This is a genomic window from Bacillus sp. GW823-FHT06A10 (assembly GCF_058795375.1).
On record NZ_JBXAHT010000001.1, the window covers coordinates 1 to 12,992 of the forward strand.

Consider the following 12,992-nt stretch of genomic DNA (forward strand, 5'->3'; position numbering starts at 1 on the left):
TTCCGCAGTAGCTCAGTGGTAGAGCTATCGGCTGTTAACCGATCGGTCGTAGGTTCGAGTCCTACCTGCGGAGCCATGGCCCGTTGGTCAAGTGGTTAAGACACCGCCCTTTCACGGCGGTAACACGGGTTCGAATCCCGTACGGGTCATACAAAAAAGAGTCAGCATTATGCTGGCTCTTTTTTATTTTGTTGATCCTTTTTATCATGTTACTTTCCAGAAATAAATAAAGGAATTTTGGAAAAGCTATGGTATGTATAAAAAGGAGGAAATAAATAATGACACGAGTTAGAGACTTAATGAGTACCCATATTGTACATTGTACACCGCTAGACAATGTATATGAGGCAGCTGTAAAAATGAAGGAAGAATCGGTTGGGTTAATTCCTGTTGTTGAAAATGAGCAAGTTATTGGGCTTGTTACTGATCGAGATTTAGTTGTTCGAGGGATTGCTGAAAAACATCCTGGATCTAATAAAATTACAAATGTAATGACAACAAATATTATCTCAGTTTCTCCAAATGATTCTATTGAAAAAGCTACAGAGCTAATGGCACAGTATCAAATTAGACGGTTACCAGTAGTTGATAGTGGTCAGCTTATTGGCATGTTAGCACTAGGGGATTTAGCTATAAGGGAATCGGCAGATGATCAAGCTGGATTTGCCTTGAGCGAAATCTCAGAGCGTACAGAGTAAATTGAAACTTTAATTAACCGAGATTTTAATGGTCACTCATAAAGAGCTAAATTATATATAAAGTTCAGATGCATTATTCTAGTATATATGGATTAAACTAATATGTTAGCGTGATGTATCTGAGGCATTATATAATAAGTATATGGTTAATAATTTCCACAGTTTTTTTAAATTTGTTATTCTTCATTTTTAATAAGAGAAAAGATGATATACTGATAGATATAAGTATTATGAGAGATTTTGAATATAACAATATTAATTTTTAGTGGTACGATAATAAATTAATATTTCCTACATAGATGAAAAGGGAAGGGGAATTATATGAAGGCTGTACAGGGCGATCCAAATTGGAATTTGGTTACAGATACATATATAGAACCAAATAATTTTGCTGAATTATTTTCTTTGCTTGTACCTTGTCACCCAAAAGGTGAGGGGAAAGAACGAACTATATTAGTATGGAAAGAGAAAGAATTTTATAAAGAAGAAAATTTAGCGGCATTTATCGTATATGGCATGAATAAAGTAAAGAATTTACCGCAGTTTCATAAAGATGAAATTCCAACTTTAGTGCGTATTCTTCGCTTATGCCAAGAGATTGGTTGGTATGAAGAGGCAAATGCTTTTATGATAGCACAAGGATTAGCTGAGTTTGTTCATACTTCATTGGAATATGAAACATGGGATCTTTTGACGCAATCAGTTGCTTTAAACTATTTAATTATTAAATATCGTATAGGTGAATTGACAGATAGGGATATTGAAATTTGGGATAGAGTTAAATTTAATGAGAAATGTATAACCGATTGTAAACATTTATTATCTCATAAAGAAGTATTGGAATTTACATTCTTTTATATGTGCAAGAGAGCGAAATCATTATCAAAAGAGCAATTAAATAGTGATATGATGAGTTTAGCAATGTATTGTAATACTTTCGTATATGATTTATATACACATGATTTATTACGGAAATATCGTAAGTGTACAGATTTCCTATCATATTATGGACCTAGTCAGGCAGTTTTAGCATGTCAAAGAGCTGTATTATCTCAAATTTCCGATCGCTTAGACCCATTAAAGACAACACATGTAGATGATTATTTATATGTAATGAAAGAAATGATGGAGCATATGACGATAGGAGTAATGGATCGATACGGTCATTTTATTGGAAAGCTACTATCTTATGTGCCATTTTTCGAGATGATACAAGTTCCACAGCATGCATATTATTGTGAAGAATTACTGTATATTTGTAAGGGCATTGAATATAAAGAAGAAACACTACGCAATTATATATTTATACAATTACATGATTGTTTACCATCATTCTTTAGGCTATTTCTTAAAAATAAGCGTTACGCAACGATTCATGATATTCTTTTCTATTGGTGCGATGACGAACAACGAATGAGCTTAGAGAAAAAATATAATCTGAGCTTTATTTATGAAAAATATGCTTGTGGATAAACAATATTTTCGATATGAAAAATTAATATAAATTAAAAAGGATCTCCAGTTTATGTGAGATCCTTTTTTGTTAGTAAAACAAGGAGAAAGTGATTAAAACAAGAAACAACATTCCATATAGAAGAAGTTGTGCAGTATAACTTCCTTGTATACCAAAAAAAGTATTGGCTTTCTTATACAAATGCAATATGTATTTTATTGGAGTATCTTTGAAAGATTGGTACACAGTGTCTCCTCTTTCTAAGCTTCTTGTTCTTGTTTTTGTTTTTGGTTATAAGGGACATTAATATATCTAGCTACAAATAATAAAACAGCCATAAAGAATACTGGAAATACAGTAGATAAATAAAAGCCATTACTAATTATATTTGTTATGAGAGCACTCAAAAGAAATATAGCGTTATAAATATGGGCAATTTTTTGTTTTAGTTGCACTTGAAATGATTCCATCATAATTTCTAATGCAACAAAAGCAATAATAATAGATAAAAATACAATGTTTGTATTGTAAATGATTAAACAACAGATTAAACCTAAAAAGGCTGCGTATTCAATTATAAGAGGTATATTGCGTGGCATACAATTTACCTAACTAAATATGGCAGTGGATTTACTGCATTTGTTTTTTCAAAATTCCATTCTCCATTATGTAATTCAAAATGAAGATGTTGCCCGTATGAATGACCTGTGTTGCCCATATGACCTACTAATTGTCCAGCTTGTACTTGATCACCAGTTTGTACAGTACGATCCTTCATATGAGCATAAACAGTTGTATATAATTTCCCATTGATTTGATGCGCAATGAACACAACATTGCCATAGCTAGCTGAATAATAAGATTTCACAACTTTACCTGCAGCAGCAGCTTGGATAGAGACGTTCCCTGGAGCAGCAATATCTATACCATAATGCATTTGTTCCCAGCGTATATCAAAGGTTGAGCTAATTCTTCCTTGAGCAGGGAATTTGAAAGCAGCTGGAATAGATGAAGGCTGATCTGTTTTAGCCTGTGGTTGATTTTGTACTACATAGTGTTTTGCTACATATCCGTATCCTGTGCCAAAACGAATTTTATACCAAGTTCCTACAGTTTCTACTACTTGTACTTGTGTACCGTTTTGTAATGAACCGAGTAGAGCGCTACTTGTACTAGTGTTGCTACGTACATTCAGATTAGGTGTTGCAACAGTATATTTTGTATTATTTTGAACGGTGATTCCTTTTACTAAGGGTTGTGAACCATTAGAGATGAATGCTTTTTGTACGTAACCCGTTTGGCCATTATGTGATATTTTATACCATTCGCCTTGATCTTCTTGAACGGTAATAAACTTGCCATTTGGTAATACATCTAAAATGGAAGATTCTAAATTAGGTTCAGAGCGAACGTTTAATGCATTAGCATTGACGATGTATTGATCATTAGATTGAAGTTTGTTTTTTAGTAAAATAGCATCTTTTTGTACATAACCTACTTTATTATGAACAGATACTTTATACCAACCATTAGTTGTTTCAAGGATGTTCACTTTTGTATTAAAGCGAATTGTATCAATTGATGTGCTTTTTACGTTATCTTCTGTATGTAATGCTACTTGATCGACTTTGACATACCCAGTTTTAACATTAGATAATTGTTCAGCGTTTGCTTTTTGTACATTTGTTTCACCCATAGAAGGAAGTAAAGAAGCAATCGCTACAGTAGTTGCTGTTAAAGCCGTAGCTTTCATATTCATGGAATAGAGACCTCCTCTAGTTGTATAGTTTTAATTTTATTATAGTATAAAGATATAATATAGTGGGTGTATTCACATAAATGTAATATGAAATCAATATAAAAATAAATTTTTTGAGGATAATGATTCCTTTTTATACAATTAATTTGGGTTTTATTTTCTAAAATAGAATGTATGTATTGTATAACTTCAATATTTTGTTGATAATTAAGAAAATTAAAACAGTTGATGATGTCTTATTAGGGTGTTATACTGACAGTGATAATTTTATAGTTTGCTAGGAGAGCTGGTGTTGCCAGCTGAGAGTAGGCCGTAAGCCTTTGATCCTTTTTATTACCTGATCTAGATTATGCTAGCGTAGGGAAGCAATTCGGACACTAACAATGAGTCCCCGTTTCTTTGCGTATAGAAACGGGGCTTTTTTATTTGAAAATTTCATATTGAAACCACTAGGGGTGCTTGATTTGCTGAGAGAGGAATAATCCTTAACCCTTATAACACCTGATCTAGGTAATACTAGCGAAGGGAAGTGGAACATCGAATAAATGTATAATTTTATTTGCTGTAACCACTTCTTATATATAGAAGTGGTTTTTTATTTAGATACATATATTGAAAGGGGATAGAGAAATGAAATTTTGTGATAGATTATTAGAAACTGTGCAACCGGTTTGGGAGATGAGTCATAATCATCCGTTTGTAGTGGGTATGGGAGATGGCACGTTAGAAAAAGATAAATTCCAGTATTATATTATTCAAGATTATTTATATCTGCTAGATTATGCAAAGTTATATGCGATTGGTGTTGTAAAAGCAACGAATCCACAAGTAATGGGAAAGTTCGCTGAACAAATTGATGGGATATTAAATGGCGAAATGACAATCCATAAACAATATGCAAAAAGACTTGGAATTTCTATAGAGGATATAGAGTCTGCGAAACCATCTGCTAAAAATTTAGCTTATACAAATTACATGATGTCTGTATCTCAAAATGGCACACTTGCAGAATTAATAGCAGCGCTTCTTCCATGTATGTGGAGCTACTGGGAAATTGGAAAGCGTTTAAATGATATTCCTGGAGCAAGAGATCATGAGTTTTTTGGTGAGTGGATTCAAGGATATAGTTCGGAAGAATACGGTAATCTTTGTATTTGGTTAATAGATTTATTAAATGAAATGGCAGTTGGAAAGTCTGAGAAAGAACTAGATAGATTAGAGGAGATTTTCTTATATTCCAGTCGATTTGAATATTTATTCTGGGATATGTCCTATCGTAAGGAGATGTGGGGATTTGAGGAGCAAGAACATACTACAGTTTCATAATGTTTCTTTTCATTACGATGAGAAACCAATCATCCATGAATTAAATGCTTCTATACATGAGAAAGAGTTTGTCAGTATTATCGGACCGAGTGGATGTGGGAAAAGTACTTTATTTCGCCTTATTACAGGCCTAGAGAAGGTAAGTATTGGAAAGATAGAACTGACAGAAACAAAGCACCATCCTGTAGGATATATGCCGCAAAAAGATATGCTTTTGCCGTGGAGAACAATTATTGAGAATGCTGCTCTGCCGCTAGAGTGCCAAGGTGTACAGAAGAAAGAAGCACAAGTAAAGGCAAAGGAACTGTTATATAAATTTGGTTTACAAGGATATGAGACAAAACATCCGAAAGATTTATCTGGTGGTATGAGGCAACGCGTATCTTTTATCCGAACTTTGTTAACGGGCGGGGAGATATTGTTATTAGATGAACCGTTTAGCGCGTTAGATGCTTTAACGAAGGCCTCTTTGCAAGAATGGCTGTTTGAACAATGGCAAGAGTGGGAAAAAACAATTTTATTCATTACTCATGATGTTGAAGAAGCGTTATTTCTTTCGAACCGAGTTTTAGTAGTGGAACAGCAGCCGATAACGACTTTGACTGAGCGGATTGTACCACTTGATCATAACAGAACACGAAAAGATTTATATAAACCGGAAGTATTAGCGCTGAAAGATGAGCTTCTTAGTATGTTACAAAGGCAGGTACTTGTGTGATGAACCGATTGAAAGAATTAGTTCCTGCTATTACACTTTCTAGTATTTTACTAGCTGTGTGGGAAATAGGAGCAAGAATTGTAGATGAGATGTACATTTTACCGTCACCGTCTGCGATTGTAATGAAGATATGGAAACTAAAAGACATATTATTTACGGTTCATTTACCTGCAACGTTATACGTCGTTTTAATAGGTGTTGTTATTTCTATCGTATTAGGTGTAGGGCTAGCGATGTTAATGAATGCGAGTACATGGATGGAAAGAGCATTTTATCCATTATTAGTTGCTTCACAAACGATTCCGATTACTGCGCTTGCTCCGCTATTTGTTTTATGGTTTGGATACACAATTTGGAGTAAGGTTGTTGTCACAGTTTTAATTACGTTTTTCCCGATTGCGGTCAATACGTATGATGGACTGCGTAGTACAAAAAAAGAATGGGAGGAGCTCTTAGTTACATATGGAGCAACGAAAAGAGATATTTTTCTTAAATTAAAGTTGCCGTCTGCTCTTCCTTATTTTTTCTCAGCTTTAAAAATTGCAGTTCCGCTTAGTGTTATCGGAGCAGCAATTGGAGAATGGCTCGGTGCACAAGCTGGACTTGGATATTTCAGTAAGAGAATGATGACGCAGTTAGATGGAGCTGGCGTATTTGCACCCATTGTATTGTTATCATTATTAGCTATTTTCTTCGTCGTACTTATTTCCATATTAGAAAAGAAATTCATTAGTTGGAGGAAGCATTCATGAAATTTTTAAAGCGCATCTTTGTGTTTACATTATTAATTGCAATGATTACAGGATGTTCGAGTAATTCAGCATCAGAAAAAAGTAAAAAAGAGAAAGAAATAACAGTCATGTTAGATTGGTATCCAAATGCGGTACATAGCTTTATTTATGCAGCAATTGAAAAAGGATACTTTAAAGAAGAAGGTGTAAAGGTAAATATTAAATTCCCTTCTAATCCGACTGATCCATTAACATTGGCAGCAGCAGGGAAGGTGACAGTTGGCTTGTATTATCAGCCAGATGTTGTTATGGCAAGAGCAAATGAGCAAATTCCAGTGAAATCAATTGGGGCTGTCGTACGTTCACCATTAAATCATGTCGTATCGCTGAAATCAGCGGGTATTCAATCACCGAAAGATTTAGAAGGAAAAACAGTAGGATATTCTGGAACACCTTTAAGTGAGATGTATTTAAAAACGATGGTAAAAGAAGCTGGTGGTAATCCTGATACAGTGAAAGTAGTTGATGTTGGATTTGATTTAGTACCAGCCTTAATTACGAAAAAAGTGGATGCGGTAACAGGGGCATACATTAATCATGAAGTACCGGTTATGCGTCATGAAGGCCATGAACCAGCTTACTTTAATCCAGCTGATTACGGAGTACCGAACTATCATGAACTTGTGTTTGTAACAGGTGATAAAACGTTGAAAAAAGATAAAGAAGCGTTGCAAGCTTTCTTACGTGGTACGAAAAAAGGCTATGATTTCATGAAGAAAAACCCAGATGAAGCATTGAATATTTTATTAAATCATCAAGAAAAAGAAAACTTCCCACTTGTGCCAGAAGTTGAAAAGGAAAGTATGAAAATTTTATTAGAGAAGATGGAAACGAAAGATGAGCCATTTTTATCAGATTCAAAAGAATCTTGGGAGAAACAAAATAAATGGCTGAAGGACAAAGGAATGACGAAAGAAACCGTTCCAGCCGATGAACTATTCGAAAATATTTTAAAGTAGGCGAATGAATATGAAAAATGAGCTCCACGTAATCTCAAATGGCCATATGCCATTCGAAGAGTTAGTGAATGTAGCGATGCAAATTGAGAGTGAGATTGATTATTTGCATATTCGTGAGCGTGAGAAGAGTACGAAGGAGTTATATGAAGGTGTGGAAAGTCTTTTAATGGAAGGCTTTCCGGCTTCTAAAATTGTCATAAATGATCGAATTGATATTGCAATTTTATTAAATATTCCTCGTGTTCAACTAGGGTATCGAAGCACAGATGTAAAGTCAGTGAAAGAAAAGTTTTCGTATTTGCATGTCGGTTATTCTGTGCATTCCCTAGATGAAGCGATAGTAGCATTTAAAAATGGAGCGGATTCACTCGTTTATGGTCATGTATTTCCGACAGATTGTAAAAAAGGTGTGCCAGCGAGAGGGCTTGAAGAAATTTCTGACATTGCAAGGTGTTTATCTATACCGATTACAGCAATTGGAGGAATTACTCCAGAAAACGCAGTGGATGTCCTTACTAACGGTGTAAGCGGTATAGCAGTTATGTCCGGAATTGTAAGTAGTAGTGACCCATATAGCAAAGCGAAATCTTATAAGGAATCAATAAGAAAGTGGGCGGAAAAACATGTGTGAGAAGTATGATGTAGCGATTATTGGTGGTGGTGTAATTGGTAGTTCAGTTGCACATTTTCTAGCAGAAAGAGGACATAAAGTAGCGATTGTAGAGAAGCAAAGAATTGCATCGGAAGCTTCAAAAGCAGCTGCTGGTCTACTTGGTGTTCAGGCAGAATGGGATGCGTATGATCCGCTATTTGAACTTGCTAGAGAAAGCCGAGCTATATTTCCACAACTTGCAACAGTTTTACGTGAAAAGACGGGTATTGATATTGGATATGAAGAAAAAGGAATTTATCGTATTGCTCAAAATGGAGATGAGAAGAAAAGAATCCTTCACATTATGGATTGGCAGCAAAAAACAGGTGAAGATTCCTACTTTCTAACGGGAGACCATGTGCGGGAAAAAGAGCCGTATCTATCCGAATCCATTATAGGAGCAGTATATTATCCGAAAGACGGTCATGTTATTGCACCAGAGCTTACGAAAGCATTCGCACATTCTGCGGCAATGTCAGGTGCTGATATATATGAACAGACAGAAGTATTTGATATTCGTATTGAAAATAATAAAGTGACTGGAGTTATTACAAGTGAAGGTATTGTCACATGTGAGAAAGTCGTTATTGCAGGAGGTTCATGGAGCACGAAGTTACTCAATTATTTTCACCGCGATTGGGGTACATATCCAGTTAAAGGAGAAGTGGTTGCGGTAAGAAGTAGAAAACAACTTTTAAAAGCACCTATTTTTCAAGAAAGATTTTACATTACTCCAAAGCGCGGTGGACGTTACGTAATTGGGGCAACAATGAAGCACCATACGTTCAATAAAACTGTGCAGCCAGAAAGTATAACTTCTATATTAGAGCGTGCTTATACAATATTGCCAGCTTTAAAAGAAGCAGAATGGGAAAGCGCGTGGGCAGGATTAAGACCACAATCGAATCATGAAGCTCCTTATATGGGAGAGCATGAAGAAATAAAAGGTTTATATGCTTGTACGGGCCATTATCGGAACGGTATTTTATTAAGTCCTATTTCTGGCCAATATATGGCTGATTTAATAGAAGGAAAGCAAGAGAATCATTTGCTAGATTCCTTGCTTTCTAGAAGAGTTTAGAAAGGGGATGGAAGTTTGAATTTAAAAATTAATGGTAACCAAATTGAAGTGCCAGCGAGTGTAAAAACAGTAGCTGAGTTACTTACACATTTAGAGTTAGATAACAGAATTGTTGTAGTAGAGCGTAATAAAGATATTTTACAAAAAGATGATCATACAGATACATCTGTTTTTGATGGAGATCAAATTGAGATTGTAACTTTCGTAGGAGGCGGTTGATTATGTTGAACATTGGACCATTTTCATTTCATTCTAGACTTTTATTAGGTACAGGTAAATTCCCTGATTTTGACGTACAGCAAAAGGCAATTGACGTTTCTGAAGCTGAAATTTTAACGTTTGCAGTACGTCGTATGGATATCTTTGATGCAAAGCAACCTAATTTATTAGAGAAACTTGATGTGAAAAAATATACGTTATTACCAAATACAGCAGGAGCAAAAAACGCTGAAGAGGCTGTTCGTATTGCAAAATTAGCAAAAGCTTCTGGGCTTTGTGACATGATAAAGGTAGAAGTTATTGGTGATGATAGAACGTTATTACCTGATCCGGTAGAAACGTTAAAGGCATCTGAAATGTTACTGGAAGAAGGATTTATCGTACTTCCGTATACATCTGATGATGTTGTATTAGCACGTAAATTACAAGAGCTTGGCGTGCATGCGATTATGCCAGGAGCATCTCCAATCGGATCAGGACTTGGTATTGTAAATCCATTAAATTTGAGCTTCATTATTGAACAAGCGACAGTACCAGTTATCGTTGATGCCGGTATTGGTAGCCCAGCTGATGCGGCATTTGCAATGGAATTAGGAGCAGATGGCGTGTTATTAAATACAGCTGTATCAGGAGCAAAAGATCCTATTAAAATGGCACAAGCAATGAAATTAAGTATTGAAGCAGGCCGTTTAGGATTTGAAGCAGGTCGTATTGCACGTAAACGTTGTGCAACTGCAAGTAGTCCTTTAGAAGGAATGAGTGTAGTTGAATAATCGATATTCTCGCCAAGAACTATTTTCTCCAATTGGAGAAGAAGGACAGCAAAAGATAAGAGAAAAGCATGTGCTTATTATCGGTGCAGGTGCATTAGGTAGTGCAAATGCAGAGATGTTTGTAAGAGCAGGTGTTGGCAAGATAACAATTGTTGACCGTGATTATGTAGATTGGAGTAATTTACAAAGACAACAATTGTATGCAGAGAGCGACGTAAAGAATAATCTTCCGAAAGCTATAGCGGCTAAAAAACGTTTAGAAGAGATTAATAGCGATGTAACAATAGAAGCTCTCGTTCAAGACGTAACAGCTGAAGGGCTAGAAGAACTTGTTACAAACGTTGATGTAATGATTGATGCGACTGATAATTTTGAAACACGCTTTATTGTGAATGATATAGCACAAAAATATTCTATTCCATGGATTTACGGTGCATGTGTAGGTAGTTATGGTCTTTCTTATACAATCATTCCTAGTAAAACACCATGTTTATCATGTTTATTGCAGTCGATTCCGCTTGGCGGGGCAACATGTGATACAGCGGGTATTATATCACCTGCTGTATCTCTTGTCGTTTCTCATCAAGTAACAGAAGCTCTTAAACTGTTAGTAGAAGATTACGAATCACTTCGAGATGGGCTTGTATCGTTTGATATGTGGAAGAATGAGTATTCATGTATGAATGTGCAAAAGCTTCGCCAGCATAATTGTTCTTCATGCGGAGAGAATGCATTATATCCGTATTTAAATAAAGAGAACACATCAAAAACAGCAGTTTTATGCGGGCGAAATACAGTTCAAATTAGACCACCTCATAAAGAGGAAATGAATTTTGAACAATATAAAGAGTTGCTGGAAGGTCGCGTGAATGATTTAAATGTAAATCCATATTTACTATCATTTTCTGTTGAAGACAAGAGGTTAGTCGCCTTTAAAGATGGCCGTGTGCTCGTACATGGAACGAAAGATATAAGCGAAGCAAAAACGATTTATCATCGCTATTTTGGATAGAAAAGGATGAGTGGGATGAAAGTGAATAAAGCTTTAACAATTGCAGGGTCTGATAGCGGCGGCGGTGCTGGAATTCAGGCAGATTTAAAAACATTCCAAGAGCTTGGTGTATACGGAATGACGGCTATGACGGCAATTACTGCTCAAAACACGCTTGGCGTTCAAGGGGTATATCCTGTTCCGTTAGAAGGTATTACAGAACAGCTGAATTCAATTGGTACGGATTTAACACCAGATGCAGTGAAACTAGGAATGTTATTTAGTAGTGAAATAATTCAAATTGTTGCAGAACAAATTAAAAAATTTGGCTGGAATAATATTGTGCTAGATCCCGTTATGATTGCAAAAGGCGGTGCATCATTATTACAGCAAGAAGCAGTTCAAGCATTAAAAGAATATTTATTACCAGTAGCAACTGTTATAACACCGAATGTCCCAGAAGCAGAAGTGTTAACTGGGATGGAGATTCATAATGTTGAAGATAGTAAGGAAGCTGCAAAAGTATTGCACGAATTAGGTGCTAAATATGTGCTTATGAAGGGCGGACATGCAGAATATCAAGGTAATGAAGTAATTGATTTCCTCTTTGATGGAGAAAAATTTATTGAGTTTAGAAGCGAGCGAATTCCTTCAAAGCAAACGCACGGAAGTGGGTGTACATTTGCTTCAGCGGTTACAGCAGGACTTGCGAAAGGATACTCAATTGAAGATGCTGTTCAAGAAGCAAAACGATTTATTAGTATAGCAATTGAAGAGCCATTGAATATTGGTAGTGGTCATGGACCGACGAATCATTTTGCGTATAAAGTGAATAGAACGCGTGTATAGATAAGTGAAAAGCCAGTTTTATAACTGGCTTTTTTTCTGTTTACTTTTTCAAAATACAGGAGTAATATATCAGCCAGAATATATTTTTTTGTAAACGCTGAGTCCAATTATATGGAGCGGAGGAACCAATTTGTGCAGTGTCACTAGGGGTGAATCTTTCAAATTTGAAAGTAGGGCTACTCTCAAAGCCCGAATCCGACAGCTAACTTCGTAAGCGTCTTGAGAGAGGACGGTGCCATGATGGATACATCACTTCATCGATCTGATTAGTATAGGGGAATATCAATCTATGTTTGATTTCTTTTATACTAAGGAGGATGAGGTACATGGAACTAACACTTATTTGTGTTGGAGAAGAAAGTAAGGTAAATAGTTTAAGAGATCTAGTTGCATTTCAACATGAGTTAGTTATTTTTACAGCAAATGAAGAGGTAGCGGCTGAAGTTAGGAATTGTGGGTTTGATTGGACTTATAGTTTTAGTAAGGAGCAGGATTTTACTAGTATTTGTGAGTGTATTAAGAAGGTCATTTTACTAGGGGATGAGCTTCCAATCGTTAGTTTCTTCACAGAACACATTCGTTTTTCTTTTCAAGCACCTATTACTGTTGTTACAAGGAATAAACGATATCCAGCGAGGCTCTATGAAACAATTGGAGCTAAGTTTGTCGTGTTTACAAATTGTGATAATATTTCTTTTTTATTTTCTGAATAGGGCGGGGGAA

The 12,992-nt window shown here is 35.7% G+C and carries 15 protein-coding genes, 2 tRNA genes and 3 riboswitches; of the genes, 15 read left to right on the forward strand and 2 right to left on the reverse strand.

What is annotated here, in order from left to right; genetic code table 11:
- The first annotated feature begins 1 nt into the window (after position 1).
- From AC1Q8M_RS00005 to AC1Q8M_RS00020, 4 genes are all read left to right on the forward strand, one after another.
- Positions 2–76: transfer RNA gene (locus AC1Q8M_RS00005), tRNA-Asn, on the forward strand.
- Between the two features lies 1 nt (position 77).
- Positions 78–149: transfer RNA gene (locus AC1Q8M_RS00010), tRNA-Glu, on the forward strand.
- Positions 150–278: 129 nt separating this feature from the next.
- Positions 279–698 (forward strand): CBS domain-containing protein, encoded by a 420-nt coding sequence (locus AC1Q8M_RS00015; protein ID WP_016513712.1) that lies wholly within the window; start codon positions 279–281, stop codon positions 696–698.
- Between the two features lie 321 nt (positions 699–1,019).
- Positions 1,020–2,171, forward strand: coding sequence for a DUF3965 domain-containing protein (locus tag AC1Q8M_RS00020; RefSeq protein WP_000648915.1), 1,152 nt, complete (start codon positions 1,020–1,022; stop codon positions 2,169–2,171).
- 240 nt (positions 2,172–2,411) lie between these two features.
- On the opposite strand, the gene AC1Q8M_RS00025 is transcribed toward AC1Q8M_RS00020, so the two are convergent.
- On the reverse strand, positions 2,412–2,750 hold the full coding sequence (locus AC1Q8M_RS00025; RefSeq protein WP_001137818.1) for a hypothetical protein: 339 nt from the start codon (positions 2,748–2,750) through the stop codon (positions 2,412–2,414).
- Between the two features lie 5 nt (positions 2,751–2,755).
- A complete protein-coding gene (locus AC1Q8M_RS00030; protein ID WP_001056045.1) occupies positions 2,756–3,910 on the reverse strand; it encodes an SH3 domain-containing protein in 1,155 nt (384 codons plus the stop codon).
- A 269-nt stretch (positions 3,911–4,179) separates the two neighbouring features.
- A riboswitch (TPP riboswitch) is annotated at positions 4,180–4,291 on the forward strand.
- Between the two features lie 60 nt (positions 4,292–4,351).
- Positions 4,352–4,455, forward strand: a riboswitch (TPP riboswitch).
- A gap of 85 nt (positions 4,456–4,540) precedes the next feature.
- On the opposite strand from AC1Q8M_RS00030, the gene tenA reads away from it, so the two are divergent.
- From tenA to AC1Q8M_RS00085, 11 genes are all read left to right on the forward strand, one after another.
- A complete protein-coding gene (gene tenA / locus AC1Q8M_RS00035) occupies positions 4,541–5,236 on the forward strand; it encodes a thiaminase II (RefSeq protein WP_000666820.1) in 696 nt (231 codons plus the stop codon).
- A complete protein-coding gene (locus AC1Q8M_RS00040; RefSeq protein ID WP_001256788.1) occupies positions 5,205–5,954 on the forward strand; it encodes an ABC transporter ATP-binding protein in 750 nt (249 codons plus the stop codon). The genes tenA and AC1Q8M_RS00040 overlap by 32 nt, the downstream gene beginning before the upstream one ends.
- On the forward strand, positions 5,954–6,706 hold the full coding sequence (locus AC1Q8M_RS00045) for an ABC transporter permease (RefSeq protein WP_001080857.1): 753 nt from the start codon (positions 5,954–5,956) through the stop codon (positions 6,704–6,706). The genes AC1Q8M_RS00040 and AC1Q8M_RS00045 overlap by 1 nt, the downstream gene beginning before the upstream one ends.
- Positions 6,703–7,704 (forward strand): ABC transporter substrate-binding protein, encoded by a 1,002-nt coding sequence (locus AC1Q8M_RS00050; RefSeq protein WP_000670422.1) that lies wholly within the window; start codon positions 6,703–6,705, stop codon positions 7,702–7,704. The genes AC1Q8M_RS00045 and AC1Q8M_RS00050 overlap by 4 nt, the downstream gene beginning before the upstream one ends.
- Before the next feature lie 10 nt (positions 7,705–7,714).
- On the forward strand, positions 7,715–8,335 hold the full coding sequence (tenI, locus tag AC1Q8M_RS00055) for a thiazole tautomerase TenI (protein ID WP_000787167.1): 621 nt from the start codon (positions 7,715–7,717) through the stop codon (positions 8,333–8,335).
- Positions 8,328–9,437, forward strand: a complete 1,110-nt coding sequence (gene thiO, locus AC1Q8M_RS00060; RefSeq protein ID WP_000333304.1) for a glycine oxidase ThiO — start codon at positions 8,328–8,330, stop codon at positions 9,435–9,437. Before tenI ends, thiO begins: the two co-directional genes overlap by 8 nt.
- A 15-nt stretch (positions 9,438–9,452) precedes the next feature.
- Positions 9,453–9,656 carry a sulfur carrier protein ThiS gene (gene thiS, locus AC1Q8M_RS00065; RefSeq protein ID WP_001049502.1) on the forward strand — a complete coding sequence of 68 codons (204 nt, stop codon included), beginning with the start codon at positions 9,453–9,455 and terminating at the stop codon, positions 9,654–9,656.
- A gap of 2 nt (positions 9,657–9,658) precedes the next feature.
- Entirely contained in the window at positions 9,659–10,429 is a 771-nt protein-coding gene (gene thiG / locus AC1Q8M_RS00070; RefSeq protein ID WP_000931981.1) for a thiazole synthase, read from the forward strand.
- Positions 10,422–11,441, forward strand: a complete 1,020-nt coding sequence (gene thiF, locus AC1Q8M_RS00075) for a thiazole biosynthesis adenylyltransferase ThiF (protein ID WP_098257011.1) — start codon at positions 10,422–10,424, stop codon at positions 11,439–11,441. Before thiG ends, thiF begins: the two co-directional genes overlap by 8 nt.
- A 15-nt stretch (positions 11,442–11,456) precedes the next feature.
- Complete coding sequence (thiD, locus tag AC1Q8M_RS00080) at positions 11,457–12,269, forward strand: bifunctional hydroxymethylpyrimidine kinase/phosphomethylpyrimidine kinase (protein ID WP_090978436.1); 813 nt, start codon at positions 11,457–11,459, stop codon at positions 12,267–12,269.
- 85 nt (positions 12,270–12,354) lie between these two features.
- A riboswitch (cyclic di-AMP (ydaO/yuaA leader) is annotated at positions 12,355–12,502 on the forward strand.
- Between the two features lie 93 nt (positions 12,503–12,595).
- Entirely contained in the window at positions 12,596–12,982 is a 387-nt protein-coding gene (locus AC1Q8M_RS00085) for a hypothetical protein (protein WP_000424089.1), read from the forward strand.
- Positions 12,983–12,992 lie beyond the last annotated feature (10 nt).

Bases quoted from the DNA above. Each gene is read 5' to 3' on its own strand.
- AC1Q8M_RS00015 (WP_016513712.1), top strand. From the start codon at position 279: ATGACACGAGTTAGAGACTTAATGAGTACCCATATTGTACATTGTACA.
- AC1Q8M_RS00020 (WP_000648915.1), top strand. From the start codon at position 1,020: ATGAAGGCTGTACAGGGCGATCCAAATTGGAATTTGGTTACAGATACA.
- AC1Q8M_RS00025 (WP_001137818.1), bottom strand. From the start codon at position 2,750: ATGCCACGCAATATACCTCTTATAATTGAATACGCAGCCTTTTTAGGT.
- AC1Q8M_RS00030 (WP_001056045.1), bottom strand. From the start codon at position 3,910: ATGAATATGAAAGCTACGGCTTTAACAGCAACTACTGTAGCGATTGCT.
- tenA (WP_000666820.1), top strand. From the start codon at position 4,541: ATGAAATTTTGTGATAGATTATTAGAAACTGTGCAACCGGTTTGGGAG.
- AC1Q8M_RS00045 (WP_001080857.1), top strand. From the start codon at position 5,954: ATGAACCGATTGAAAGAATTAGTTCCTGCTATTACACTTTCTAGTATT.
- AC1Q8M_RS00050 (WP_000670422.1), top strand. From the start codon at position 6,703: ATGAAATTTTTAAAGCGCATCTTTGTGTTTACATTATTAATTGCAATG.
- tenI (WP_000787167.1), top strand. From the start codon at position 7,715: ATGAAAAATGAGCTCCACGTAATCTCAAATGGCCATATGCCATTCGAA.
- thiO (WP_000333304.1), top strand. From the start codon at position 8,328: ATGTGTGAGAAGTATGATGTAGCGATTATTGGTGGTGGTGTAATTGGT.
- thiG (WP_000931981.1), top strand. From the start codon at position 9,659: ATGTTGAACATTGGACCATTTTCATTTCATTCTAGACTTTTATTAGGT.
- thiD (WP_090978436.1), top strand. From the start codon at position 11,457: ATGAAAGTGAATAAAGCTTTAACAATTGCAGGGTCTGATAGCGGCGGC.
- AC1Q8M_RS00085 (WP_000424089.1), top strand. From the start codon at position 12,596: ATGGAACTAACACTTATTTGTGTTGGAGAAGAAAGTAAGGTAAATAGT.